The 25,530-nt window shown below is 50.7% G+C and carries 21 protein-coding genes; 14 read left to right on the plus strand and 7 right to left on the minus strand.

Annotation, left to right across the window (positions count from 1 at the left end):
• Positions 1-2: 2 nt before the first annotated feature.
• The 3 genes from G4551_RS18010 to G4551_RS18020 are packed head-to-tail and all read right to left on the minus strand — an operon-like array spanning position 3 to position 3,253.
• Entirely contained in the window at positions 3-560 is a 558-nt protein-coding gene (locus G4551_RS18010; protein WP_003037180.1) for a polysaccharide biosynthesis/export family protein, read from the minus strand.
• A gap of 1 nt (position 561) precedes the next feature.
• The gene (locus G4551_RS18015) at positions 562-1,848 is read right to left on the minus strand and encodes an outer membrane beta-barrel protein (protein WP_003839728.1); all 1,287 of its coding nucleotides are present in this window, start codon (positions 1,846-1,848) and stop codon (positions 562-564) included.
• A complete protein-coding gene (locus G4551_RS18020; RefSeq protein WP_003839727.1) occupies positions 1,838-3,253 on the minus strand; it encodes an undecaprenyl-phosphate glucose phosphotransferase in 1,416 nt (471 codons plus the stop codon). The genes G4551_RS18015 and G4551_RS18020 overlap by 11 nt, the downstream gene beginning before the upstream one ends.
• A gap of 1,041 nt (positions 3,254-4,294) precedes the next feature.
• Here G4551_RS18020 and G4551_RS18025 point away from each other — a divergent pair.
• From G4551_RS18025 to G4551_RS18040, 4 genes are read left to right on the plus strand one after another with little or no spacing between them, the layout of a single operon-like run.
• Positions 4,295-4,882, plus strand: coding sequence for a fimbrial protein (locus tag G4551_RS18025; protein WP_003839725.1), 588 nt, complete (start codon positions 4,295-4,297; stop codon positions 4,880-4,882).
• 54 nt (positions 4,883-4,936) lie between these two features.
• Positions 4,937-5,608: a fimbrial biogenesis chaperone gene (locus tag G4551_RS18030; RefSeq protein WP_003839723.1), complete on the plus strand. Its 672-nt coding sequence runs from the start codon at positions 4,937-4,939 to the stop codon at positions 5,606-5,608.
• A gap of 13 nt (positions 5,609-5,621) precedes the next feature.
• Positions 5,622-8,180: a fimbria/pilus outer membrane usher protein gene (locus tag G4551_RS18035; protein ID WP_032941181.1), complete on the plus strand. Its 2,559-nt coding sequence runs from the start codon at positions 5,622-5,624 to the stop codon at positions 8,178-8,180.
• A gap of 10 nt (positions 8,181-8,190) precedes the next feature.
• Positions 8,191-9,273, plus strand: a complete 1,083-nt coding sequence (locus tag G4551_RS18040; protein ID WP_003839721.1) for a fimbrial protein — start codon at positions 8,191-8,193, stop codon at positions 9,271-9,273.
• Here G4551_RS18040 and G4551_RS18045 read toward each other — a convergent pair.
• Positions 9,266-10,717, minus strand: a complete 1,452-nt coding sequence (locus tag G4551_RS18045; protein WP_003839719.1) for a sensor histidine kinase — start codon at positions 10,715-10,717, stop codon at positions 9,266-9,268. The two genes, G4551_RS18040 and G4551_RS18045, sit on opposite strands and share 8 nt — an antisense overlap.
• The gene (gene tctD / locus G4551_RS18050) at positions 10,704-11,378 is read right to left on the minus strand and encodes a transcriptional regulator TctD (protein ID WP_003826032.1); all 675 of its coding nucleotides are present in this window, start codon (positions 11,376-11,378) and stop codon (positions 10,704-10,706) included. The genes G4551_RS18045 and tctD overlap by 14 nt, the downstream gene beginning before the upstream one ends.
• Before the next feature lie 153 nt (positions 11,379-11,531).
• On the opposite strand from tctD, the gene G4551_RS18055 reads away from it, so the two are divergent.
• Genes G4551_RS18055 through G4551_RS18065 form a run of 3 tightly spaced genes read left to right on the plus strand, consistent with a single transcriptional unit; the run spans position 11,532 to position 14,483 of the window.
• A complete protein-coding gene (locus G4551_RS18055; RefSeq protein WP_003839716.1) occupies positions 11,532-12,509 on the plus strand; it encodes a Bug family tripartite tricarboxylate transporter substrate binding protein in 978 nt (325 codons plus the stop codon).
• Positions 12,510-12,523: 14 nt separating this feature from the next.
• Positions 12,524-12,958, plus strand: coding sequence for a tripartite tricarboxylate transporter TctB family protein (locus tag G4551_RS18060; RefSeq protein ID WP_008321484.1), 435 nt, complete (start codon positions 12,524-12,526; stop codon positions 12,956-12,958).
• 10 nt (positions 12,959-12,968) lie between these two features.
• Positions 12,969-14,483: a tripartite tricarboxylate transporter permease gene (locus G4551_RS18065; protein ID WP_003839714.1), complete on the plus strand. Its 1,515-nt coding sequence runs from the start codon at positions 12,969-12,971 to the stop codon at positions 14,481-14,483.
• Between the two features lie 76 nt (positions 14,484-14,559).
• Here the strand turns inward: G4551_RS18065 and G4551_RS18070 are convergent, their stop codons facing one another.
• Positions 14,560-15,450: a LysR family transcriptional regulator gene (locus G4551_RS18070; RefSeq protein WP_003839711.1), complete on the minus strand. Its 891-nt coding sequence runs from the start codon at positions 15,448-15,450 to the stop codon at positions 14,560-14,562.
• A gap of 98 nt (positions 15,451-15,548) precedes the next feature.
• On the opposite strand from G4551_RS18070, the gene G4551_RS18075 reads away from it, so the two are divergent.
• A complete protein-coding gene (locus G4551_RS18075; RefSeq protein ID WP_003037207.1) occupies positions 15,549-16,154 on the plus strand; it encodes a short chain dehydrogenase in 606 nt (201 codons plus the stop codon).
• A 52-nt stretch (positions 16,155-16,206) separates the two neighbouring features.
• Here the strand turns inward: G4551_RS18075 and G4551_RS18080 are convergent, their stop codons facing one another.
• Complete coding sequence (locus G4551_RS18080; protein WP_032941183.1) at positions 16,207-18,381, minus strand: extracellular solute-binding protein; 2,175 nt, start codon at positions 18,379-18,381, stop codon at positions 16,207-16,209.
• A 335-nt stretch (positions 18,382-18,716) separates the two neighbouring features.
• Between G4551_RS18080 and G4551_RS18085 the strand changes: the two genes are divergently transcribed.
• From G4551_RS18085 to gabD, 6 genes are all read left to right on the plus strand, one after another.
• The gene (locus G4551_RS18085; RefSeq protein WP_003839707.1) at positions 18,717-19,541 is read left to right on the plus strand and encodes an MBL fold metallo-hydrolase; all 825 of its coding nucleotides are present in this window, start codon (positions 18,717-18,719) and stop codon (positions 19,539-19,541) included.
• An 11-nt stretch (positions 19,542-19,552) separates the two neighbouring features.
• A complete protein-coding gene (locus G4551_RS18090; RefSeq protein WP_003037215.1) occupies positions 19,553-20,788 on the plus strand; it encodes an MFS transporter in 1,236 nt (411 codons plus the stop codon).
• Positions 20,789-20,819: 31 nt separating this feature from the next.
• Positions 20,820-21,533 carry an MgtC/SapB family protein gene (locus tag G4551_RS18095; RefSeq protein ID WP_003037218.1) on the plus strand — a complete coding sequence of 238 codons (714 nt, stop codon included), beginning with the start codon at positions 20,820-20,822 and terminating at the stop codon, positions 21,531-21,533.
• A gap of 239 nt (positions 21,534-21,772) precedes the next feature.
• Positions 21,773-22,750 carry a glutarate dioxygenase GlaH gene (gene glaH, locus G4551_RS18100; protein ID WP_003839704.1) on the plus strand — a complete coding sequence of 326 codons (978 nt, stop codon included), beginning with the start codon at positions 21,773-21,775 and terminating at the stop codon, positions 22,748-22,750.
• A 19-nt stretch (positions 22,751-22,769) separates the two neighbouring features.
• Positions 22,770-24,038: an L-2-hydroxyglutarate oxidase gene (gene lhgO, locus G4551_RS18105; protein WP_003839703.1), complete on the plus strand. Its 1,269-nt coding sequence runs from the start codon at positions 22,770-22,772 to the stop codon at positions 24,036-24,038.
• A 23-nt stretch (positions 24,039-24,061) separates the two neighbouring features.
• The gene (gene gabD / locus G4551_RS18110) at positions 24,062-25,510 is read left to right on the plus strand and encodes an NADP-dependent succinate-semialdehyde dehydrogenase (protein ID WP_003037227.1); all 1,449 of its coding nucleotides are present in this window, start codon (positions 24,062-24,064) and stop codon (positions 25,508-25,510) included.
• Positions 25,511-25,530 lie beyond the last annotated feature (20 nt).

The raw sequence follows: 25,530 nt of genomic DNA on the forward strand, positions 1-25,530 counted from the left end.
CGTTAGAAGAACCCCATGCCAATAATCACGACATCCCCTGGATGAACAGAGTGCGTTAAATCGACATTCTCAAGCAGCTGATTGCTACCCGACAGACGAATGTTGATATCTTGACGGTCCGCACGGTCTGTAAACCCACCCGCCTGCGCAATAGATTTCTCGACGGTAAGCCCTGGCTCATAGGCGAAGCCATTTGGACTTTTCACCTCGCCTGAAACATAGTATTTGCGGAACTCGGCAATGCTCACCGTCACCATCGGAGTGGTAAAATAATCTCCGGTCAGGCGTTGAGTTAATTCTTTTGTCACTTGATCAACGGTTTTATCTTGTAATTTAAGAGCACCAACAAACGGGAAATTAATTTCCCCACTCTTATCCAAAATAAACCGCATCGTCATATCGGGTTGACCATGAACAGCGATATTGACCGTATCCCCCGCCCCAAGTCGGTAATCCTGCTGAACAGTAGCAGGATCGTCCATTAATCGCGGGCTGGACGTTGTGCATCCGACCAACAGGATACTGAAAAGCAAAACCGCGCACAGTTCTATTATTTTCATTTTAGATCTGAACCTTAGCTTTAAGCATAATCATAGAATTATCATAACCCAACGTTCTAATAACTTCCTGATTGTCGTTGGGACCGATATAAAACGAGTCAGTATCCCTATTCGAATTTAATGTATCTATCTGATATTTAATCTCAAAATTAACCGACGGCGTATAGTCATAGCTCATGGTTACGCTAAACACACCATCTTTATCATGTCGATCCTTGTTCTGTTTTTTATAGTCTTCCGAAGTGAATGAGTAGTCCAATAAAGTAGAAAAACGAGTGCCTAACCAGAAATGCTGGTAAGAAAGGCCATACTGGGTCACTAAAATATATCCCCCAACTTCCGATGGGTCTTTAATGCTTTGCGCAGAGTGGGCCGTGAAAACTGATTGTTGTAATGGCTTCCACTCCGCTTTTATGTCCCAGTTTAGACCATTAAAATCATGCGAGTTTGCGTTGTTTTCAAATGTTTTATACAGCCATGAAATATTCATGTCGACATTGGTTTTCCCCGTCAACTGCGACTTCAGGCCATACAGCAAATAGTACTCATTAGTGTCTTTTTCTGAGTTGTTATCATAGCGACGCTGGTTAGTAATAAAACTATAGCGAAAGCGCGTTCTGGATGTGTACTGGTCAAAAATTTCTGCCACCAAGCTATTTTCGTGCCATTCCTGTTCCTGAATATAATTGTAGAAGTCTTCACTGCTGTCCCGTACATCAGACGTGTTGCCGAAAGTGAGTTTTTTATACAACAACGCCAGTTCCGCTTTCCCACGCCCATCAGGTGCGCCGTAACTGTAACGCAATTCACTGTTGATAAAATTCGTCGTCAGTGGAGATGTAATCCCATACTGCTCGAATTGGCCCGGGAGAAAACCCTCGGTAATACCGCGACCACGGGATTCATGCCCAAGCGTATCCTCCAGATTGAGGGTTAGACCATGCTTGAGCCCGTACCGCCAGGCACCGTTAAAACGGAAAAAATGATCGTTATAGTTATCAGCGGAATCACTGGAGTAGTTACGATAATCTCCGGAATACATCAGTAAATACTTATCCTGACCGCGCTCTCCGATCATACTCAGTACAGGCGCTGCGCTCTGAAACGAGGAACCAATAGCATCGCTGCTATGTGGCTGATAAGAAACGTTATCATTATAACCATAATCCACAGCGACCTTGCCCTGGAAGTCGATTCCCGCAAAGCCAATGTGTGATTTCGGGGTTAAATCAGCCCATGCGGGCTGCGATATCACAATTCCGGTAATCACTATCAATTTAGTATGCATTCTTACCGACAAATCCTTTGAAAATAGTTTTAATGATGATTTTTATATCCAGCCATAACGACCAGTTTTGAATGTACTCAATATCGTACTGAACCCGTTTTTCCATCTTATAAAGCGCATCGATTTCCCCGCGGAAACCGTTGATCTGTGCAAGCCCAGTGATCCCAGGCTTCACTTTATGGCGGATCATGTAATTTTCGACCTGTTTGCGGTACTGCTCATTATGCGTTACCGCATGAGGTCTGGGACCGACAATCGACATACTTCCCTGCAAAACGTTAATAAATTGCGGAAGTTCATCCAGCGAAGTGCGGCGTAAAAAGCTCCCGAATTTGGTTACCCGCGGATCGTTTTTCGTGGCCTGAATAACCGTATCGGAATTCTCCATGACGCGCATAGAACGAAACTTCCAGACCTTAATTTTTTGCCCGCTAAGACCATAGCGGTCCTGTTTGAAAAACACCGGCCCGCGGGACGTGAGTTTAATACCAATGGCAATAGCCAGCATCAGCGAGGAAATCATCACCATAATGATGCTGCCAAGAACCAGATCTTCCGCCCGCTTAATAAACGACCCCGCCCCTTCAAACGGTGAACTGAAGATACCGATAGTTTGCAGGTTGTGGATGGAGCGTAACTTGGACATGTTGTTACTATAGGTATAAAAGTCAGGGACAATATAGGTATCTACGGTGGTGTCAGACATCATCGCTAAAAAATGACGAATTCGGTGTAAAGCAACCATCGGTAAAGCGATGTAGATTTCGTCTATATTTCCCTGCCTGGCTTCCTCAACTAAATTGCTCACCGAGCCGCGAAAGGGACTTTTTATTTTCTCCACCACATCGCCGCAACGGGATGGACTGCGCTCATCATAAAATGCCAGGTCTAATTTGATATTGGCATATTCAGTGGTCAATGCGTTTTCCGCCGCCAGACCGTTCTCAGTAAGCCCAATCACAGCAACGCGAATATTTTTCCTGGCGGTGTATTTGAAAAGAAAAAAGCGGATATAGTATAGAAAAGGTAATGGAATGAAGTACCAGTAAATAATGGCTGAATAAAACGGTGAAGGCAGTCTGTCTAAGTAGCCGAGTGATTCAGGCTCAGCCACCGTCATACTGACCAGTTCGTTAAAAAAAATCGCCAGCAGCGTACAAAAAACCAAGCGTTTTTGATTACGCAAACCGATCGTCTTAATCTTTTGCTGGTACATTTTAATGTATTCAGCAAACAGTAAGAAAAAGATCGAGAAGAGAAGACTCAAAATCGCAATGGTGTTAAAGGGCACCAAACCCAGCAGATGGGCGCTAAAAATTAACACCACATTGATAACAATGAAATCGACCAGTTTTAAAAAGACTGGATATCCTTGGCTGCTAATCTTTAGCGATTTTTTAAGCATATCTCAGCCCATTATTTATTGATCTTTAATTGTTTTTTTCTCATTTCATGTTGCTAATTATATCACAAGCTTAAAAAACACAAGGGTAGATTGTCAGCAAATGTAAAAAGAAAGATGGCAAGTTGTGACAAGCACCTCACAAGATATCAGCATCAATATGATTTTATTGACTATTAAAATCAAGCTCGATTTATTTTCCACATTAGAAAATATAATTACCTGCAACAAAAATCGCATTGACAGATAACAGTTCATGAACTAATAGCAAGTGCAATTGTATGATGAATACCCGGGTCACTTACTGGGGTAGGCTCATCGGGAGCCTCTCACTTGCCGCCTTCCCACAACGAGAAATCCGTAGCATATATAAGCGTATATAATATCCTTTAGAAAAATAACACGGAAATATATTAACAAGAAAATGATTAGCAAGCTTACTGTAAGCGTAATGCTTACTGATTGGATCTTAGAATTATCGTCATTCTGATGTACAAAAATGAAGAACAATCAAATTCAGCACAAAAAATTTAGTTTAAATAATTGTAGCAACTCCGATGACTGAAGATGACCAACATGACTTTACAGGTATAAAAAACACACTGTAACTGATCAACCCCAAAATGAATATCACATCTCGCTAATATCAACATTCTGCGAATTTATACATCTAACAACAGCAATTTCAACACAGATCAACCCGCTCATTCAAAACACCAAAAAAGAATAAATGACAACATTGATATTTTGTTAAATGTACCACAACGATAATCCCATACGTTATTTATAATCATGTATACACCGTGTTAAAAAACCTGAAAAGATTACTAAAACACCCTTTCATCACACATAAAAAAATTATGTTTACTTATTTTTCGCAAATAAATAATATCCGCAGTGGATGACTTGTTGAGCAATTTACAAACGTTAATCGTTTCTTTCAAATGAAGTCCTGCATCATTTTTTGACATTGATGTACTCCGGCTGAATCTGCGCCTCTGACAAGTACTCTTCTGGGTAAATAATAAATTTAACGGAGTTATGATGAAGAAAATTACACTCACCTGCACCGCGCTGGTTGCTTTGTTTGCGGCTAATGTTGGCGCGGCAGGAAGTACTAATTACGCCACCACCGCGGGAGCAGGTTCTAAAGCCACCGCGACGGTCCATTTTACCGGTGAAATTGTTGCCAGCACCTGCGTGGTGAACACCGCCAATCCAACAAATACAAACGTCGTATTACCGCAAGTCACCAACCAGTTATTTGGCGGCGCGGGCTCTACCACCGGCGATACTCAGTTTACGTTGCAATTTACCGGCTGTAGTGGCGCAACGGGAGCACACAGCTATGTGGTGGTCTTTACCGGTAAAAATCCTGGCAGTAATACCACATTGTTGGAAGCAACTCGTACAACAGGAGCAGCCACCGATGTCGGCATTGAAGTGGACAATAAAGGTAACTCAGGTAAAGCCCTCGATTTCTCCGCTAGTCAGAATGAAGTGTCATTGACACCGAACCAAAACGGCGATGCACATATTGATTTGGTCGCCAAATATCAGCAAATAGGCGCAACGCTGCCTGCGGCAGGCACAATTACTGCGGATATGAATTACACCGTCATTTATAAATAACGGACGTTGATTGCTATGGATGGCACTGTTCCCTGAATCTGGAAAGTGCACCTGATGAATAAAGTCTTCTTTTATCTGTTGCTGTGCGTGGTTAGCACCGCACACAGCGCGATTAATTTGGGTCAAACACGCGTTATTTATAATGAGAACGATAAAGCAGCGATGTTTGACGTCAACAATAATACAGACAAGCCATATATGGTACAGACATGGCTGGATAAGGGTAATCCAGATGAGACGCCGGCCAATCTACCAATGATAATTACCCCGCCGATCCTGAAACTCGACGGCCATAAATCCGCCGGGCTACGGGCTATTTACCAGGGCAACGGGCTTCCCCATGATGTTGAATCGGTATTGTGGATTAACGTGCAGGAAATCCCCACCATTGAAAACGAGGAAAATACCTTACAACTGGCGCAACGAATTCGCATCAAACTCTTTTATCGCCCTGCGGGGTTGAATATGACGCTACCTGAAGCGGTCGAGAAATTACAGTGGCAATGTCACGGAAATACTCTGCGTGCCGTTAATCCGACACCGTTACATATTTCTCTGACGCAATTGCATATTAACGGCCAAAACGTTGATGCCGATATGGTGAATCCTCATAGCGAACGCACGTTTACGCTGTCGCAGCAAAAAGTTAGCCACATCGATTTTAACTGGGTAGATGATTACGGCGGCACTAACGCGGTCAATAACGTCCCGATATCGTGTTATTAAGTCAGGGGTTGCAATGATGATAAAAAATAAGCAACCGCAACGGTTTAAGGAAAGGGTCTTTACGCTGTCAACGTTGGTCCTGTGTATGCCTGCTTACGCCAGCGGCGCGCCACAATTTAATACCCGTTTTGTGCACGGTGCGCAAAATATTACCTCCGTGGTGCAAATCGCCCGTAATGATGGGCTTAGCGAAGGGACGTTTGAATACGATATTTATATTGATCATAGCTTCGTTGAGACGCGCAATGTTGCCTTCAAAAGACGTCAGCCAGAAGGCAAGCCACAACCCTGCCTAAGCGCTGACGATCTGCGCAGATACGGGATTAAAATCCCGGATGACCGCAGCGATACCTGCATTGAGCTCACAGCGCTGATAGCAAACAGCCGCCTGACGGCAGATGCAAACTACCAGCGTATTGATATTTCAGTGCCGGAAGCTTTTCTGCTCTCGACCGCACACGATGCAGTCCCGGAGTCTGCCTATGACGATGGGGTTAATGCCGCTTTTGTCGGCTACAACGTCAATACTACCCGCCTGGCCGAACAGGGTCAGGATCATGACTCCGTTTTTGCCAGTTTTGCCAACGGCATCAACCTGGCGGGATGGCATTTCCGTAACCAGTCCACGTTCAGCTACGCCAGCGGTTCAGGCCGCCAGGGGCAGGCGGTTTCTACGTGGGTGGAGCGCAATATTGTTGCGCTACGTAGCCGCTTGCGCATCGGGAAAACCTACACGGATGACAATGTGTTCGACAGCATCCAGTTTACCGGGGCGCAGCTCACCAGCGATGAAAATATGTTGCCTGATAGCCAACGCGATTTTGCCCCGGTCGTTCGCGGCGTCGCCAACAGCAATGCCACAATCGAAATCCGGCAAAATGGCTACCTGATCTACAGTAAAAACGTCGCGCCGGGCGCGTTTGACATCGACGATATTAACCCCAGCAACCAGAGTGGCGATCTGGATGTTAGCGTTATTGAAGCCGATGGCAGCCGTCGCAATTTCAGCGTGCCTTATTCGGCGGTACCGAACATGCTGCGCGCAGATAACAGCCGTTTTCAGTTTACGGCCGGGGAATACCGTGACGGTTACAGTGGCGGCTGGCGGCCCCGTTTTGTCCAGGGAACGTTGAGCTATGGCCTCAGCTCTGGAACCACGCTGTACGGCGGTTTACTGACGGCGGAAAGTTACAACGCGATTGCCACTGGGGTCGCTCAGGATCTGCATCAGTTCGGCGCGATCTCCTTTGATATCACCACCGCCCGAGCACAGCTTGCCAGCGGAGAAGCGTCCACGGGGCAAAGTTACCGTTTCCTGTATTCTAAATCGCTGAACCAGTACGGCACGGATTTTCGTCTGGTTGGCTACCGCTACAATACATCCGGCTATTACAGCTTTAGCGACACCATTAACGAGCATAACAGCTGGTCCTCGGGTTATTACGACATCGCCTATGACGACCCCAATCAGCAGCTGCGTTACCCTGGCGAGCAGCACAACAAAAAGCATTACTACACCAGTAACTACAATAATCGCCGCCAACGTTTTGAGGTTTCTGTTAATCAGCGTTTGTGGGATAACGCCTCGCTTTACGTCAGCGCCAGCCAACAAAACTACTGGCACAACGGGAGTCACGACCGCACGATACAGCTGGGTTACAACGATACGCTGGGGAAAATCAACTGGAGCGTATACGTGCAGGACACCCGCAACCAGTACGACTACCAGGACCGCAGTATCAACCTGACGTTATCCATCCCATTTGATTTCATGGACAGCCACGGCTTTGTCTCTGCCAACGTGATGCATAGCCAGCAGAATGGCGACAGCTACTCCACCAGCTACAGCAACACCGCATTTGACGATCGTCTGAGCTGGGGCGTTCAAGGCAGTACCACCGATCGACAGGATTCCGCTGCCGGCGTTAACGCCGCCTGGCAAGGCGACAAGATGAACGTTCAGGGAGGCTATAGCGCCGGGCGCAACTACCAGAATATGAATATGGGCATCAGCGGCGGGGCGATGCTGCACGCAGGCGGCGTTACGCTTATGCACTCTCCGGGTGACACCATGGTGTTGGTCGAGGCTCAAAATGCCGACGGCGTCCATATCCAGCAACAAAACGGCGTGGCGATAGACGGTAACGGCTATGCGGTCCTGACTACGGCAGATGCCTGGCATTACAACGTGGTGAGTCTGAATACCGCCGATATTGGCGCCGGTCTGGATATTCCCCAGGCACAGAAAAAAATTGTCCCGACAGAGAAAGCCATCGGCAAAGTCGTGTTTGAAACCTTCAGCGGGCGCAACTATCTGGTGAATGCAGTCATACCCGGCAACATAGCCCCGCCGGTTGGTGCGATCGTTCGGGATGCCAAAGGCCGCAATCACGGCCTGGTCGGTTTGCATGGCGCTCTATATGCCAGCGGCGTGGAAGATAATTCGCGCCTGGAAGTGCGCTGGGGCTCACATACCAATGAACACTGCTTTATTCAAATGCCGGATAACCATCACCAGCCGGTGAAGAAAATCGGATATACACAAATTACTGCCCAGTGCGTCGGTTCGTAAGGTGCAATCAATGAATCCGTTAAAAATAGTTAAACTCGTGGTGCTGTTTTGTTTGCCGATCTTCAGTAGTACAAGCTATGCGATTACCTGTACAGCAAACAGCGTCTCTGTACACGTTGATCCGATTAAAATTAGCCGCAGCACCGCCGCCGGAGACACCGTCTGGGTGTCCAATTCACAAACCGTTAGCGTCACCTGCAGCGACACGGACCATATGCCCCAGGGCGAAGCGGCCAGAATCTACATCGATCCCGACCATGAGTTTGCGCATTTTTTGCAGGGAACCAATATGAAACTGGTGGTGAGCATCGATGGTCGTTCTTACGATCAGAGCGCGCAGGCCGTCACCACGCAATATCAGGCAACGCTGCCCCGAACAGGTTCAAACGGCTACTGCAATAGTAACAGCCACAGAAATACCAGTGCCTGCCTGGCACTTCCGCAAACTTTCTCTTTCACCTTTAACCTCAGTCTGGTCGCCACCGGAAAGCTCCCGGATCCTTTGCCCGCACTGGCGGGTCGCACCATCAACAAAGTTTTCGTCGTCGATGGTATCGGCGGCATTAACGCTTGCAGTACGCATTGTTCCGCCAGCAATCCGGCAAAAAACTTTGGCCCCGCGCTGACCGGCCTGAATAACATCAGTTATATCAACTGCGAACCGATCGTCTTGATCGCCTCTGATAATGGAACGGATACCGTCGAGTTTGGCAGGATCAGCATTACCGAAGCCAAAGCGGGCAAGGATAACAGCCACAGCAAACAGTTTGCCGTTATCGCTGCAGAAGCTGCCGGGAAGCATGAATGTCGCGGCATCAATTACGCGATAACCTTTACCGGCACCACGCACAACAGCGGCACGGTTTTTACCGGTCAGGGTACGCCGGATATCGGCGTTACACTTCAGGATGCTGCACGGCCCGGCGCCGGGGATATTATCAGCGGCAACCGCATCGATTTTACCAGCGGCGCGTTTAACAACCAGAGCGACAGTCGGCGCAAAGAGTTCATGGCGACCCTGTTCTGGCTGAAGAACCCTCCTCAACCAGGCGCATTTAGTATCCCGGTCAATGCGACAGTGACCTTTAAATAACGGGCGCAGGACGACACCGATCGTCCTGCCCTTCTCGCTCCAGACATAAAAACCGCATCCGTACGCTTAACCCGCCTAATGCTTCACTCCGGGATAGCTGTGGGTGCGTACGATGCAGGCGAGCAATGTCGTTGACCAGCGCCAGACCGATTCCTGCCCCAGGAATATTGCCGACGTTATCCAGACGATGAAACGGGAGCAGCGCCTGATGCACCATTTGTTCATCAATGCCTGGCCCGCTATCTTCAACCACCAGCACCACAGCCTCTCCTTCTCGCCGCAGTCGGGCAGTCACCACGCCATACGGCGGCGTGTATTTCAGTGCGTTATCCAGCAGATTCCCGCACAGTTCCCCGAGCAAGACTTCGTCGCCCTCAACCCACACCGCGTCCTGATCCCCTTCATAGCCCAGATCGATCCCTTTACTACGCGCTTGCGCCAGTCGGGTAAAACAGCTGGTTTGCACCACCTCATACAGATTAACTGGCGAGAAATGCCTTTCCCCTTGCTCTTTGCGCTTCACCGCAGACAACTGCAACAGCCTTTCAGTCAGTTGAATGGTGTTATCCAGCGTGGTACTCATGGCTTGCAGACTCTCGTACCACTGCTGCGGCTGCTGACTGGCGAGAGCCACCGCCGCCTGAGTTTTCAGCACTGCCAACGGCGTTTTAAGCTGATGGGAAGCATCCGCGCTGAAGCGCTCCTGGCGAGAAATCAGGCCGCGAAGTCGGTCCAGATAGCGGTTAAACGCCACAATCAGTAGACGGGTTTCCGACCACGGCAGCAGCTCCGGCAGCGGCGTCAGTAGCCCCGGCTCACGACGCACCATCAGCGATGACAGCTGGCGCATCGGGCGTAGCACCCGGCGCAGCAGCCAGCCAACCAGCACCAGAGTCAGTAGTACCAGCAGCCCTTGCGAGACCCACGAGGAAAACAACAGCTGTCGCGCCAGATAACGCCGCGATTGCAGCGTTTCGGCAACATAAATCTCCGCCATGCCAACAATGCCACCTTCGTTGACAGGCTGCAGCAGACGCGCCACACGGATTGCCTCACCGCGATATTCAGTGTGATAAAACCATGCCAGCGCCGGATAAAGCCGCGTGCGCGAAGTTGCAGGCGGCATCGCCGGTAAATCGTCATAACCAGAGATAACCTTCCCCGCCGGATCAACCACTTTGTAATACAGTCGGTCGTTCATATTCAATTCAAAGCTGTCCAGCACCACCCATGGCACATTCACTTCTAACTGTTTATTGCGCACCACCAGCCGCTCGGAGACGGTCCTGGCGGATGAAAGCAGCGTGCGGTCATACGCCTGGGTCGCCGCCTGTAGCGCACTGACATAGCTGTTAAATGCTGACAGGCCCCACAGCAACATTAGCGGCAGGCCCAAAAACATCAGCAGTTGCAGGTATAACGATTGGGGTTTAACCCACTTCATCGCTACGCTCCAGCACATAGCCCAGACCACGCAACGTGGCGATGCGCACATCACTTCCCTGTAGCTTTTTGCGCAAACGATGGATATACAGCTCAATGCTTTCAGGACTGACCTCATCACTCAGGCTGAAGACCTGCTCAAACAACTGCTGGCGTGAAACCGGTCGCAACCGACGGTACATCAGCACCGTCAACAGCGCCTGTTCGCGCGGCGTGAGCGCCAACGGCTGCCCCTGCAAGAGAAAATAGCCTTCATCGTGAAACGCCAGTTCCCCCAGTTGCTGGATGCCTTGTACCTGCCCCGCGCTGCGCCGTAGCAAGGCCCGCAGCCGGGCATCCAGCTCCTCGATTTCAAACGGCTTTGCCAGATAATCATCGGCCCCGACGTTCAGTCCCTTCACCCGATCGGCCACCGCGCTGCGCGCCGTCAACAGCAGAACAGGCAGCGTCTGCCCACGCTTGCGCAGCCGCTGAACGACTTCAAGACCGTCCAGCCCCGGCATGTTGATATCCAGCACCGCCAGCGCGTACGTTTCACTATGTAAAAGGTGATCGGCCGCAAGTCCATCAAAAACGCAGTCAACGGCAAAACCGTTTTGCACCAGCGCTTTCTCCAGCCAGTGAGCTAACTCACGGTTATCTTCCGCTAATAAGAGACGCATATCACATCCTGTAAAGTTTCTGCCGCATTGAAAGGGAATTGAAAGGTTAATGTTTTAACAATCACGCAACCGAACTGCTACACATCGGCTCACATAATCACAAAAATCTTCTTCCGTACCCGAAAATCCGGTTTTCCGGCGTGAGGATAAACAATGAAAAAACAGTTACTTCGTACCCTTACTGCAAGCATTTTACTGATGAGTACCTCTGTACTGGCCGAACAAGCGCCATCGCGCACTGAATGTATCGCCCCTGCTAAGCCCGGCGGCGGTTTCGATCTCACCTGTAAGTTGATTCAGGTGAGCATGATGGAAACCGGCGCTATCGAAAAACCGATGCGCGTAACCTACATGCCCGGCGGCGTTGGTGCCGTGGCCTATAACGCTATCGTCGCTCAACGCCCGGCTGAAGCGGGAACCGTGGTGGCCTTCTCCGGCGGCTCCCTGCTGAACCTGTCTCAGGGCAAGTTTGGTCGCTACGGTGTGGATGATGTCCGCTGGCTGGCAAGTGTCGGCACCGACTACGGCATGATTGCCGTACGTCAGGATGCGCCATGGAAAACGCTGAAAGATCTGCTTACGGCAATGGAGAAAGACCCTAACAGCGTGGTCATTGGCGCAGGTGCTTCTATCGGTAGCCAGGACTGGATGAAGTCGGCGCTGCTGGCGCAAAAAGCCAATGTCGATCCGCACAAGATGCGCTATGTGGCTTTTGAAGGCGGTGGCGAACCGGTTACCGCATTGATGGGAAATCACGTACAGGTGGTTTCCGGCGATCTCAGTGAGATGGTGCCCTACCTCAGCGGCGACAAAATCCGCGTGCTCGCGGTGTTCTCTGATGAACGCCTACCGGGCCAGTTAGCCAACGTGCCAACCGCCAAAGAGCAGGGTTATGACCTCGTGTGGCCTATCATTCGTGGCTTCTACGTTGGGCCAAAAGTCAGCGACGCTGAGTATCAGTGGTGGGTTGATGCCTTTAACAAACTCCAGCAGACCGATGAGTTTAAAAAACAACGCGATCTGCGCGGTCTGTTTGAGTTCAACATGAGCGGCAAACAGCTCGACGACTACGTGAAAAAACAGGTTACGGATTATCGTGAGCAGGCGAAAGCCTTCGGTCTGGCGAAGTAAACGCAGAGGCAAAGATGATGAGCGATCGTATTTTTGCAGGTATCTGGCTGTTGCTCTGCATAGCCGGGCTGTTCGTGGCCTGGCAAATCAGCAGCGAATACAGCTATGAACCCGTAGGGCCGCGTCCCTTCCCGCTGGGCATTATCAGTCTGATGTTGGTATGCGCCGTGGCGCTGCTGTTGCGCCATCCGGATACCATCAGTTGGCCCCGTCGCCACGTGCTGCAAAAGCTGCTGACGATGGTAATTGTTCTGTTGATGTACGCCTGGGGTTTTGAGTGGCTCGGTTTTCCCATCGCCACCGCCATTCTCACCGTGGTGATTGGCATGCTGTTCGGCGCAACCATCCCGGCTGCGGGTATTTCCGGCGCGGTGCTCGGCATTCTGCTGTGGTATGCCTTTGACCGACTGCTTGACGTCACCCTACCACTCGGCGCCTGGCTGGGTTAACGGAGAAACGATGGATACCTGGATTTATCTTTCTCAGGGTTTCGCGGTGGCAATGACGCCGGAAAACCTGATCATCGCCTTGATAGGCTGTTTTGTAGGCACCATTGTGGGTTTGCTGCCTGGCCTTGGGCCAATCAACGGCGTGGCGATCCTGCTGCCGCTGGCCTTTGCTTTGCATCTGCCCGCAGAATCCGCGCTGATCCTGCTGGCTACAGTCTACATTGGTTGTGAATATGGCGGGCGCATCTCCTCCATCCTACTGAATGTTCCCGGCGATGCGGCGGCGATTATGACCGCGCTGGATGGTTACCCGATGGCGCAGCAAGGACGCGGCGGCGTGGCGCTCTCTATCTCGGCGGTCAGCTCTTTCTTTGGTTCGCTTATCGCCATCGGCGGCATCATTCTGTTTGCCCCGGCGTTAGCCCAATGGTCGCTGGCCTTCGGTCCGGCGGAATACTTTGCCTTAATGGTTTTCGCCATTGCCTGTCTTGGCAGCATGATGGCGCAAAATCCGCTGAAATCATTTCTGGCAGCGCTTATCGGTCTCGGACTTGCGACCGTCGGCGTAGACGCCAACACCGGGGTTTATCGCTTTACTTTTGACAGTGTCCATCTCTCCGACGGTGTGCAGTTTATCGTAGTGGTGATTGGGCTGTTCTCTGTCTCTGAAATACTGTTAATGCTGGAACATACCAGCAGTGGCCAGACGCTGGTGCGTAAAACGGGCCGCATGTTGTTCAACGCCAAAGAAGGCGCTCAGTGCGTAGGGGCCACCCTGCGTTCATCAGTGATTGGCTTTTTCGTCGGCGTTCTGCCTGGCGCTGGCGCCACCATTGCCAGTGCCATCACCTACATGACCGAGAAAAAGCTCAGCGGCAACAGCGACAGCTTTGGCAAGGGGGATATTCGTGGCGTAGCAGCACCAGAAGCCGCCAACAACGCCTCGGCCTGCGGCTCTTTCATCCCGATGCTGACGCTCGGCGTGCCGGGCTCCGGTACCACGGCGGTGATGATGGGCGCGCTGACGCTGTACAACATCACCCCGGGGCCGGCGATGTTCACTGAACAGCCGGATATCGTCTGGGGGCTGATTGCAGCGCTGCTGATCGCTAACGTAATGCTGCTGGTGATGAACATTCCACTGATCGGTTTGTTTACCCGCATGCTGACCATTCCGCTGTGGTTTTTGGTACCCGCTATTGCGGCAGTCTCCGCGGTAGGTGTGTACGCTGTCCACAGCACTACCTTCGATTTGGTGTTGATGGTCGCCCTCGGCGTGCTGGGCTACATTTTGCGTAAAATGCACTTCCCAATGTCGCCATTGATTCTGGGCTTCGTTCTCGGGGAAATGCTGGAGCAGAACCTGCGCCGGGCGTTGTCTATCAGTAACGGGAGTATGGATATTCTGTGGGCCAGCGGCGTGGCGAAAGTGCTGCTGGTGATGGCGGTACTGGTTATCGTGGTCCCGCCGGTGCTGCGCATGATCCGTAAACGCAACAGCAAACCGCAGGTGGATATCGGTTAGTAACGCGCCTTGTTCGGCCTACGATTAATCGCCACTGTAGGCCGGATAAGCGCAGCGCCATCCGGCATTTTCATCTTCAGCGCAAACTTCGCATTCCTTCCAGCAGGTGCTCAACAAACCGTGTCAGCTTGGGCAACGGACGCAAATCCTGTCGCCACAGCAAATGAATCGGTCGCGGCTGTGGCGTAAATCCTTCAAGAATACGAACCAACTTGCCAGTAGCCAGCTCTTCTGCCAACAGCACCTCCGGTTGCAATAACAGCCCAGCCCCCGCTACCGCCGCCATACGCAGGCCATGACCATCGTTACAGCGCAGGATCGCATCGCGTTTCCATCTGACTTCCCCCGTCACGCCAGGCAGTATCCACTCGTTGCGAGCCGTCCACACGGTATGGGACAGACACAGATGATCCACCAGATCCGCGGGCGTCCGGGGGGTGCCATGGCGGGCAAGATATTCTGGCGAAGCACAAATTGCCATACGATAGGGACACAGGTATTTCGCCACCACGTCAGTCTGATGGATATCGCCAATGCGGATCGCCAGATCGACACCTTCATTAACCAGATCAACCATCCGGTTGGTTAGATCCAGTTCAATGCGCACCTCTGGCCAGGTCTGTAAAAACGCAGCGGCCAGTGGCGAGATCACGCAAGCGCCAAAAGACGTGGGCGCGCTTATGCGCAGCGTCCCTGCTGGTGCCAGCCGCAGACGCTCTACCGAACGTTCGGCTATCGATACCTGCTCCAGCACGCGACGGGCTTCTTCAAAATAGACGCGTCCGGCATCGGTCAGACTCTGGCGACGCGTATTGCGCTCCAGCAGACGCGTGCCGAGCTGCGCTTCCAGTTGGGCAATATATTTTCCCACCATCACCGCAGACATCTCGAGCCTCGTCGCGGCAGAAGTAAAGCTCCCGCTCTCCACCACGGCGACAAACGTTTCCATGCCGCGTAACTTATCCATATTGCAAACCTCTGGTTAGTAATCATCTAACTTTTAGCCAGTTTATCCGATTTCATTTTCATTAAAGAATAGCGGCTCACACTATTGCGGAGGTGGTTATGAAAATCGTCATTATTGGTGCCAGTGGTACAGTGGGTCGCGCAGTCACAGAAACGTTAAGCCGTAAACATGAGGTGATCCGCGTAGGTCGCACGCAGGGGGATTACCAGGTCGATATCACCTCGCAGGAGAGTGTCGAGGCATTGTTCGAAAAAGTCGGTCGGGTAGATGCGATCGTTTCCGCCACCGGCAATCTATTCTTTGGACCGCTGTCGACAATGACCGACCAGGACTTTAATCAGGGGCTTCAGGATAAACTGTTAGGCCAGATACGTCTGGCCTTAACCGGGCAGCATTTCCTCAATGATGGCGGTTCGATAACGTTAATTAGCGGCATTATCGCCCACGAGCCCATCGCACAAGGCGCAAATGCGGCAACGATCAATGCCGGTCTGGAAGGATTTGTGCGCGCTGCTGCCTGTGAGCTAGAGCGTGGTCAGCGTATTAACCTGATAAGCCCGACCGTGCTGAGTGAATCCGCCGAAGCCTTTGACGGGTTCTTCCCCGGCTTTGAAAGCGTCCCCGCCGTCACGGTCGCCAACGCCTATCGCCGCAGCGTCGAAGGCATCCAGAGCGGGCGCATTTATAAAGTGGGTTACTGTTAACCGCTTTTTCTCGCCTCTTACGTCATCAGTAAGAGGCGAGGAGTCGCATATTTCAGGCACCCGTTTCGTTTCTGATCCGCGCATTGATGTATTCCACGGCCTGCGTGACGTCCATAATGCCGTTAATCGCATTCGTCACGCCTTGCCCGATAATAATCTCTGCCTGTCGCAGGTTAAAAGGCTCACCTTTACTTCCCTGAGACTCCCGTATTCCCGTCATGCCTTTTTCATTCAGTAAATTAAACCACGGGTAGAGATTGAGAACATTTTGATCGTGACATATTCCAGACCAGGCGCTGTTGCCCCCCAATAGAACCAGATGGCGCGAAATTTCATCGGAATAAAGCCAATGAAAAAACTGCTCAACCTGTTTTTTCTTCTTACTGTAGCGAGACATTCCAATAGAGCCACCGCCCAATTGTGGAAGGTGCCCCGGAACGGGAGCATAGCCAATCGTGGGGGCGATAGTCGTATGCGCAACATCGTTAAACAAATTGAGATACATAATCAGCATGGCGAGATTTCCACGCTCAAACTGTTTAACCGCATCACTCCACCACTCACCAGGGAGATTCACGGCGATAGAAAGCTGGTGCAGATATTCTTCGAGTGCAGCGGCAGCAAGCGAAGCATCAAGTTGTACCGGCTCGCCTTCACGCACCAATCGTCCACCTAACGCGTAGTAACGTAGCAAGTACTCAGTGGCGATAAGTCCTGAGCTGCCCAACGTCACCGCCGTTCCCATTGGGCGCTGTCTGTTTTCTGGCTGATGCAATTGACTAAAGAAAGCGGCAATCTCATCAAATTGTGCGAAATTTTCTGGTAGCGTTAACTCTTTGCCTGTTGATTCATAAAACATCCGTTTAATCGTCGCATCTTCAAACAGATCTCGTCGATAAAACAGAAGCTGCATACTGGCATCAAAGGGAATTGCCCATGCAGTCCCATTCACCTGGCTGAAGTGCTGCTGAATTTGCTCAGAGAAGTTACCCAGCAATAACGGGAGCTCGGGGGAGACCGACTCCAGCGGCAATAATGCTTTTTCTGCAAACCAAGGAAAACATGCCATATCGATTCGCAGTAAATCGTAATAAGGGTGCAGGTGAAGATGAGAGAGAATTTCAAAAACCTCATCATACGGATAAACCGCAAGATTAACCTTAATACCGGTCTGGCGATAAAAGTGAGGTAACAGTTTCTTCAGCGCATCGGTCGAAGGGCTGGGCAAAATTAACATATTCAGCGTCGCCTCCGTCTCATGAGGCGGAGCGTATTGCCCATTCCAGGAAAAACCGCAATTCGTCAGAATACGGTGCTTCTCTTTACTTTTGGGTTGGCGAATACATGAAGCAATAGTTGTCCCCAGGCGGGCATAATCCATCTGATAGCTGGTGATTCCATCAAAAGATGCAGGAAGATTATCACTCAGTTGTACTATCGGCGGGCAGGACTGAGAACTCCCAAACCAGGACGCTTGCGTCAACGCACGCGTCTTCTCACTGTCCTGAACAATAAACAGATCGGGTATCGCCCCCCGGAAAAAGTCAAACGCGACGGTGTTAACTTCACTGGCATGCGCAGGTATAACCGTAAGCTTTGTGTGCGGACTTAACTCCCGGCATACCTTCTGTATCGCTTGAGTAAAGCGTGCGCTGTGGGCAAATTCCAGCGGCTCGCAGAAAACACCAATATGACCCGGCAACTGCGCCAGTGCCCTTCTTGCGGTTTCTTCCCCTGCGGTCACATAGTCAAGGCTAAAATAACAAACTGCACCGGCTGGCTGGCGATACGCAAAAAGCACATTCTCCGGGGAGAGCCTGAGCATATCGTAATAGGGCTGGCTGTTGTCCAGGCAACTCACGGTGACAACAGCCTGGTAAGACTTTGCCGCCAGTGTTTGCAAAATATCCAGTTCCAGATTGGGCAAATCATTAGTCAGGTAAAGATCAACCGGTTCGCTGAGTGAAGGTTGCCAGGCCTGGTGTAATCCCCGATAAAGTTGATAGTAACGTTCCGCATTGATGTCCGGCAGAATCAAGGCCACTCCCTGACTTTTGCTGGCTCTCAATGATTGCGCCTGCGCATTCAACTGATAGCCAACTTCTCGGGCCGCACGTTGAACCGCTTCAATCTTCTCAACGCTTACATTTCCTCTGCCATTGAGCACATTCGAGACAGTCCCATGCGATACACCGGCAATTCTTGCTATGTCTTTGATAGTTGGCATTTTTACACCCTTCCCCTGATGTTTTGATGCTAGCACGGCGCTCATCAGGAAACTATCTCCAGCAAGATAATTTGAACGTTACAATATTAAAAAGTGCATTTTATCAACACATTCTTATAACCACCTCTCAACCCCACATAGCACGAAGAAATGAACTAAAAATTTCAACACCATGAAATATAAAAATAAATTATTAAATTCTTGAAGAGGATCACTTATGCAACAAAAGATCGTTGTTGCCTTGAAGCTGCAGGATAATAATTGACACGTTCCAATTACGTTTCATTACATTTTCGTTCAAAAAAACAACACTCTGTTTTGATCAAGAGGGAAACATGAATATTCATTTTCTGGGAACCGCAGCATCCGAAGGGATACCCAATCCTTTTTGCCGTTGTGAGCACTGTCAGCAAGCCCGTATTCGTAAAGGCAAAGACATACGCACGCACTCCTCAGCGATCATCGACGATGAACTGTTGATTGATGTCGCGCCTGAATTCAGCCAGCAACTGCTGCGAGATGGCCTGGACGCAACAGAGATCAAATCGCTGCTGTTCACGCATACACATCCCGATCATTTCAACGTCGGCGATCTTTTTAGCCGAATGGAAGGGTACGGATTTGAGATTACTCATCCGTTGCACATTTTTGGTAATGACCGTGCGATTAACGGCGCGGCACAAGTGTTACCAGGCTACAGCGCAGAAAGATTTGCTTTTCATTGCCTGGTTCCCTTCGTAACCGTTGAAACCCGCGGATACCGAATCACTCCACTGCTGGCGAACCATGCCAAATGGGAGCTTTGTTATACCTGGTTTATCGAAAAAGATGGTCAGTCAATTTTCTATGGACATGATTCGGGCTGGTTCCCTGAACTCACCTGGCAATGGTTGAAAGGGAAAAAGATCGATTTAACGGTGCTGGAATGTACCTACGGTTTTAATGGTGATAACCGTACAAATAACCACATGAGTCTGGAAACCGTTTTCGCCGCCAGAGACAAGCTTGCAGAACTGGGCTGCCTTGAGAAAAATAGCCAACTCATCGTCTCGCATGTCTCACACAGCGGCGGTCTACTGCACGACGATCTCGTGGCGGCGTGCGACAAAGAGAACATTCTTGTCGCCTGGGATGGGCTTAACCTGAGCATCAACCAATAAGGATATGCAATATGGACCTTAATAAAACACCACGCCTGCTGGTTATGATGTTCATACAATATTTCATGCAGGGCGCCTGGAATATGACCATGGGACTGGTATTAAGTACCTATGGTATGGCGACCATTATTGGCTCATCTTATGCTTTGCTTGGTCTGGCGACCATTCTTTCGCCACTCTTTATTGGCATGGTAGCCGACCGTTTCTTTTCGTCACAAAAAGTCATGGCGATCCTGCATTTAATTAATGCTGGCGTACTGTTGTTTGTTCCACAATTTATTGAGGCGCAAAACACGGGCATGACGTTGACCATGATCTTCCTGGTCGGTCTGCTGTTTTATCCAACAACTGCGCTGGCTAACAGCATCAGTTTCAGCCACATTAACGGGGTGAAATACTTCCCCTTTATTCGTGTGTTCGGCACATTTGGCTTTATGGTCATCGGTTTTATTATTGGTGAAATGGGCTATTCTGGAAATACCATCACCTGGTATATTGCGTCAGCCTCCGGTGTCGTGCTCGGCCTTTACTGCTTTACGTTGCCAAACACCCCACCGAAAGCAAAAGGAAGCGTATTTACACTCCGCGATCTGTTATGTCTGGACGCTCTGGCACTCTTCAAGGACCGCAGTTTCTCGGTTTTGATGCTCAGTATTTTTGTCCTGATGATCCCCAAAACAGCTTATTCCGCCTATATCCCGGTCTTTTTAAAAGCGCTTGGATTCGATAACGCCGCGTCAATGATGCAGGTCGGCATCGCCTGTGAAGTCATTTTTATGTTCCTGCTCTCGTTTTTCTTACTGAAAGCCGGCTTCAAAATTACTCTCATGTTGGGCGCCGTTTGCTGGATCATCCGCACACTGTTGTTTGCTCATGCATCACTGGATGCCAACATGATGTTTGTGCTGATCGGCCTGATGTTGCAGGGATTCTGCTGGGACTTTTTCTTTACCGTGGGCGACATTTATGTTGACCGTAAAGCCGCGCCAGAGATTAAAGCGCAAGCCCAAAGCTTGCGATTTATCGTCTCCAACGGCGTCGGTTTGCTATTTGCCTCTACCGTATGCGGTCAAATCTTCAACAGCACCGTGACGGAACAAGGCCCACAGGCGTTACCGCAATGGGAAACATTCTGGCTAGTTTCCGCAGGCGTTGCCGCAGTGGTCAGCGTATTCTTCCTGATATTCTTCCGGGACGATATTTCAAAACGCAAAGCAGACCTCCCATTGAAAAAAGCAAACTCCTGATCGTTAAAGACTCTTTCATTAAGGTAATTGCATGAATAATCTGGCCGCCATCATCAATGAGCAAGGATTGTTGCCTTTAACTACGATCATCAAAATCAGCATTGCATTTATTCTGGGTGGCATTATAGGCCTGGAAAGAGAATCGAAAGGGAAACCGGTTGGCTTCAAAACTTGCGTTATTTTATCCGTAGCCAGCTGTGTGTTAACTGTCGTATCAATACAATCTGCAGAATACTATGCTGAAATTTCGATGAACATCCGTAGCGATCCTATGCGTCTGGCGGCTCAGATTATTAGTGGCGTTGGTTTTCTCGGTGCGGGAGTCATTCTGCACCGACACGACGATGCTATTTCTGGTCTCACTACTGCGGCAATTGTCTGGGCATCTGCTGGAGTGGGAATCACCTGTGGGGCCGGTTTTTATTTTCATGCTTTTTTTGCCACGGCTTTATTTTTATTGGCAATTAAATTAAGCCCGTTCATTATTTTCTTACAGACTAAAAACCAGTTCCCCGGAAAAGTAAAAGTCAGGGTTATTCTTGATGAACGCGATGCGCTCGAAAATCTGATAACCCGCATCCATCAACAGAAAAACATTATTGAAAACATAACGATCAGGGATATTAAGAAGGGTAAAATCGAGGTTAATCTCAAAATCGTAATTCGTAAGAAGATGACCTTGCCTGACTTGTACCACGATCTCACTCATGTTGAACACGTCTGCGCTATTGCTCTTGAACATTAAGATTTTTTATTTCCCTCTTTAAAATCAGGTGGTTACCACCTGATATAACCGCTCTATCCCCGTCTTCGCTTTAAATCCCTACCGTTTGAAATGTTAAATATTTGTTGCTTTTGATCACAAATAACAAACAAACAAACTCATTATGTGCGCGTTTTTCAAAAATGTAGATATTTTTAATTTATGGCTACGAAACGAGCTGCGCCATATCTCCCTGACAATCTACTGAGAGGAACGATTTGATGAACGCACTGACTGCCGTAAAACCAAACGCTGAAGATCCAGCCCAGCACTACAGCGGTTTCACGCTGAAACCGTCAGCCCAATCCCCACGCCTGCTGGAGCTGACTTTTTCCGCTGAAACCACTGAGCAATTTCTGCAGGCCGTCGCGCAGTGGCCGGTGCAGGCGCTGGAATACAAATCCTTCTTGCGCTTCAAAGTGGGCAAGATCCTCGACGACCTGTGCGGCAATCAGTTGCAGCCTCTGCTGCTGAAAACGTTGCTCGATCGTGCCGAAGGCGCACTGCTGATCAATGCCGTTGGCGTGGATGATGTGGCGCAGGCAGAAGAGATGGTCAAGCTGGCGACGGCGGTAGCGCATCTAATCGGACGCTCGAATTTTGATGCGATGAGCGGTCAATATTACGCACGTTTTGTGGTGAAAAACGTCGATAACTCAGACAGCTATCTGCGCCAGCCTCACCGAGTGATGGAATTGCACAACGACGGAACCTATCTCGAAGAAATCACCGATTACGTGCTGATGATGAAGATTGACGAGCAGAACATGACCGGCGGTAACTCGCTGCTGCTGCACCTCGACGACTGGGAACATCTGGATCAGTACTTTACCCATCCACTGGCGCGTCGCCCTATGCGCTTTGCCGCGCCGCCAAGCAAAAACGTGAGCCAGGAAGTGTTCCATCCGGTATTTGACGTTGACCAGCAGGGTCGTCCGGTGATGCGCTACATCGACCAGTTCGTCCAGCCAAAAGACTATGAAGAAGGCGTCTGGCTGAGTGACCTGTCCGACGCGCTGGAAACCAGCAAAAGTATTATTTCCGTACCGGTTTCAGTGGGTAAATTCCTGCTGATCAACAACCTGTTCTGGCTACACGGTCGCGATCGTTTCACCTCGCATCCTGACCTGCGCCGCGAACTGATGCGCCAACGTGGTTATTTCGCTTACGCGACAAACCACTACCAGACTCATCAGTAAGCGCGAAGGAAAAAAGCGGATGTATGATTTTGTGATTATTGGCGGCGGCATCATCGGTATGTCGACCGCCATGCAGCTGATTGATGTCTATCCGGACGCCAGAATTGCGCTGTTGGAAAAAGAGTCCGGCCCGGCCTGTCACCAGACGGGCCACAACAGCGGCGTCATTCATGCCGGGGTCTATTACACTCCCGGCAGCCTGAAGGCGCAGTTTTGCCTGGCCGGAAATCGCGCCACAAAAGCCTTTTGCGACCAAAACGGCATCCGCTACGACGTCTGCGGAAAAATGCTGGTTGCCACCTCCCCTCTGGAAATGGAGCGCATGCGCGCGCTATGGGATCGCACCGCCGCTAACGGTTTGGAGCGCGAATGGCTGAATGCGCAGGAGCTTCGCGAGCGTGAACCGAATATCACCGGTCTGGGCGGCATTTTTGTTCCGTCGAGCGGGATCGTCAGCTACCGTGAAGTCACCGCCGCGATGGCGAATATTTTCCAGGCCAAAGGCGGTGAGATTATTTACAACGCCGAGGTCAGCGCGCTGAAAGAGCACGCTACGGGCGTGATTGTCCATACCCGTCAGGGTCAGGAATATGAAGGCGCGACGCTGATTAGTTGTTCTGGCCTGATGGCGGACCGACTGGTGAAAATGCTCGGCGTTGAACCTGGCTTTATCATCTGCCCGTTCCGTGGCGAATATTTCCGCCTGGCGCCAGAACATAATCAGATAGTTAACCATCTGATCTACCCCATCCCCGACCCGGCAATGCCGTTTCTCGGTGTTCATCTGACCCGGATGATTGACGGCAGCGTCACGGTCGGCCCCAACGCGGTGCTGGCATTTAAACGTGAAGGCTACCGTAAGCGTGACTTCTCGCTCAGCGATACGCTGGAGATCCTCGGCTCTTCTGGTATTCGCCGCGTGCTGCAAAACAACCTGCGCTCAGGGCTTGGCGAAATGAAGAATTCGCTGTGCAAAAGCGGTTATCTGCGGCTGGTACAAAAGTACTGTCCGAGCCTGACGCTTAAGGATCTGCAACCGTGGCCTGCGGGCGTGCGGGCACAGGCGGTATCACCTGATGGCAAGCTTATCGACGATTTTCTGTTTGTCACCACGCCACGCTCAATTCACACCTGTAACGCGCCTTCTCCGGCGGCAACATCGGCAATCCCTATCGGTGCACATATTGTCAGCAAAGTTCATGCGCTGCTGGAGAACCAGAGTAATCCCGGACGCACGCTGCGTGCGGCACGTAGCGTGGAGACATTACACGCCGCATTTACCCGTTAAACCGATTAAGACAGGAAGCAATCATGCAACTTAACGATCCAACCTTATTTCGCCAGCAGGCACTGATCGACGGCAACTGGCGTGACGCTAACAGCGGCGAGACCATCGCGGTGACCAATCCCGCCAACGGTCAGCAATTGGGTAGCGTACCTAAAATGGGGGCAGATGAAACCCGCGAAGCGATTAACGCCGCAAACCGCGCTCTGCCGGCCTGGCGTGCGCTGACTGCCAAAGAGCGGGCCAACATTCTGCGCCGCTGGTTCAACCTGATGATTGAGCATCAAGACGATCTAGCCCGTCTGATGACCCTGGAACAGGGAAAACCACTGGCGGAAGCCAAAGGCGAAATTACCTACGCCGCCTCCTTTATTGAGTGGTTTGCCGAAGAGGGCAAACGCATTTATGGCGATACGATCCCTGGCCATCAGGCTGACAAACGCCTGATCGTCATCAAGCAGCCGATCGGCGTTACCGCCGCGATTACGCCGTGGAACTTTCCCTCAGCGATGATCACCCGTAAAGCCGGTCCGGCGCTGGCAGCAGGTTGCACCATGGTGCTTAAACCCGCCAGCCAGACCCCCTACTCCGCACTGGCACTGGCAGAACTGGCTAATCGCGCCGGGATCCCGGCTGGCGTTTTCAGCGTGGTGACCGGTTCTGCGAGCGCGGTCGGTAACGAGCTGACCGGCAACCCGCTGGTGCGCAAACTGTCATTTACCGGCTCAACCGAAATTGGCCGTCAGTTAATGCAGCAGTGCGCCAAAGACATCAAAAAGGTATCGCTGGAACTGGGCGGCAATGCGCCGTTTATCGTCTTTGACGATGCCGATCTTGATAAAGCCGTGGAAGGTGCGCTGGCCTCGAAGTTCCGTAACGCCGGGCAAACCTGCGTCTGCGCCAACCGCCTGTACGTACAGGACGGTGTGTATGAGCGTTTTGCCGAAAAACTCCAGCATGCAGTGAGCAAACTGCATCTCGGCGATGGTCTGCAACCAGAGGTCACCACCGGACCGCTGATCGACGATAAAGCGGTTGCCAAAGTGCAGGAACACATCGCCGATGCTCTGGATAAAGGCGCGCGCATTATCGCGGGCGGTAAACCTCATGCGCTCGGCGGTAACTTCTTCCAGCCCACCATTCTGGTAGATGTGCCTGACAACGCGAAGGTCGCCAAAGAAGAGACGTTTGGCCCATTGGCTCCGCTGTTTCGTTTTAAAGACGAAGCCGACGTCATCGCTCAGGCCAACGACACCGAGTTTGGTCTGGCCGCCTATTTCTACGCCCGAGATTTAAGCCGCGTCTTCCGCGTTGGCGAAGCGCTGGAGTACGGCATCGTCGGGATTAACACCGGCATTATCTCCAACGAAGTCGCCCCGTTTGGGGGAATCAAAGCCTCCGGTCTTGGCCGTGAAGGATCAAAATACGGCATCGAAGACTACTTAGAAATCAAATATATGTGCATCGGCCTTTAATACAATAAATACTGGAGAAC

The organism is Citrobacter freundii ATCC 8090 = MTCC 1658 = NBRC 12681 (genome assembly GCF_011064845.1).
GTDB classification, from domain to species: Bacteria; Pseudomonadota; Gammaproteobacteria; order Enterobacterales; family Enterobacteriaceae; genus Citrobacter; species Citrobacter freundii.

What these genes read in the sequence shown, in the direction of transcription:
- G4551_RS18055 (WP_003839716.1), top strand. Translation starts at nt 11,532, where the DNA reads ATGAAAAAACAGTTACTTCGTACCCTTACTGCAAGCATTTTACTGATG.
- G4551_RS18090 (WP_003037215.1), top strand. Translation starts at nt 19,553, where the DNA reads ATGGACCTTAATAAAACACCACGCCTGCTGGTTATGATGTTCATACAA.
- gabD (WP_003037227.1), top strand. Translation starts at nt 24,062, where the DNA reads ATGCAACTTAACGATCCAACCTTATTTCGCCAGCAGGCACTGATCGAC.
- G4551_RS18025 (WP_003839725.1), top strand. Translation starts at nt 4,295, where the DNA reads ATGAAGAAAATTACACTCACCTGCACCGCGCTGGTTGCTTTGTTTGCG.
- G4551_RS18070 (WP_003839711.1), bottom strand. Translation starts at nt 15,450, where the DNA reads ATGGATAAGTTACGCGGCATGGAAACGTTTGTCGCCGTGGTGGAGAGC.
- G4551_RS18040 (WP_003839721.1), top strand. Translation starts at nt 8,191, where the DNA reads ATGAATCCGTTAAAAATAGTTAAACTCGTGGTGCTGTTTTGTTTGCCG.
- G4551_RS18095 (WP_003037218.1), top strand. Translation starts at nt 20,820, where the DNA reads ATGAATAATCTGGCCGCCATCATCAATGAGCAAGGATTGTTGCCTTTA.
- G4551_RS18085 (WP_003839707.1), top strand. Translation starts at nt 18,717, where the DNA reads ATGAATATTCATTTTCTGGGAACCGCAGCATCCGAAGGGATACCCAAT.
- G4551_RS18045 (WP_003839719.1), bottom strand. Translation starts at nt 10,717, where the DNA reads ATGAAGTGGGTTAAACCCCAATCGTTATACCTGCAACTGCTGATGTTT.
- lhgO (WP_003839703.1), top strand. Translation starts at nt 22,770, where the DNA reads ATGTATGATTTTGTGATTATTGGCGGCGGCATCATCGGTATGTCGACC.
- G4551_RS18020 (WP_003839727.1), bottom strand. Translation starts at nt 3,253, where the DNA reads ATGCTTAAAAAATCGCTAAAGATTAGCAGCCAAGGATATCCAGTCTTT.
- G4551_RS18015 (WP_003839728.1), bottom strand. Translation starts at nt 1,848, where the DNA reads ATGCATACTAAATTGATAGTGATTACCGGAATTGTGATATCGCAGCCC.
- G4551_RS18075 (WP_003037207.1), top strand. Translation starts at nt 15,549, where the DNA reads ATGAAAATCGTCATTATTGGTGCCAGTGGTACAGTGGGTCGCGCAGTC.
- glaH (WP_003839704.1), top strand. Translation starts at nt 21,773, where the DNA reads ATGAACGCACTGACTGCCGTAAAACCAAACGCTGAAGATCCAGCCCAG.
- G4551_RS18060 (WP_008321484.1), top strand. Translation starts at nt 12,524, where the DNA reads ATGATGAGCGATCGTATTTTTGCAGGTATCTGGCTGTTGCTCTGCATA.
- G4551_RS18080 (WP_032941183.1), bottom strand. Translation starts at nt 18,381, where the DNA reads ATGCCAACTATCAAAGACATAGCAAGAATTGCCGGTGTATCGCATGGG.
- G4551_RS18035 (WP_032941181.1), top strand. Translation starts at nt 5,622, where the DNA reads ATGATGATAAAAAATAAGCAACCGCAACGGTTTAAGGAAAGGGTCTTT.
- tctD (WP_003826032.1), bottom strand. Translation starts at nt 11,378, where the DNA reads ATGCGTCTCTTATTAGCGGAAGATAACCGTGAGTTAGCTCACTGGCTG.
- G4551_RS18065 (WP_003839714.1), top strand. Translation starts at nt 12,969, where the DNA reads ATGGATACCTGGATTTATCTTTCTCAGGGTTTCGCGGTGGCAATGACG.
- G4551_RS18010 (WP_003037180.1), bottom strand. Translation starts at nt 560, where the DNA reads ATGAAAATAATAGAACTGTGCGCGGTTTTGCTTTTCAGTATCCTGTTG.
- G4551_RS18030 (WP_003839723.1), top strand. Translation starts at nt 4,937, where the DNA reads ATGAATAAAGTCTTCTTTTATCTGTTGCTGTGCGTGGTTAGCACCGCA.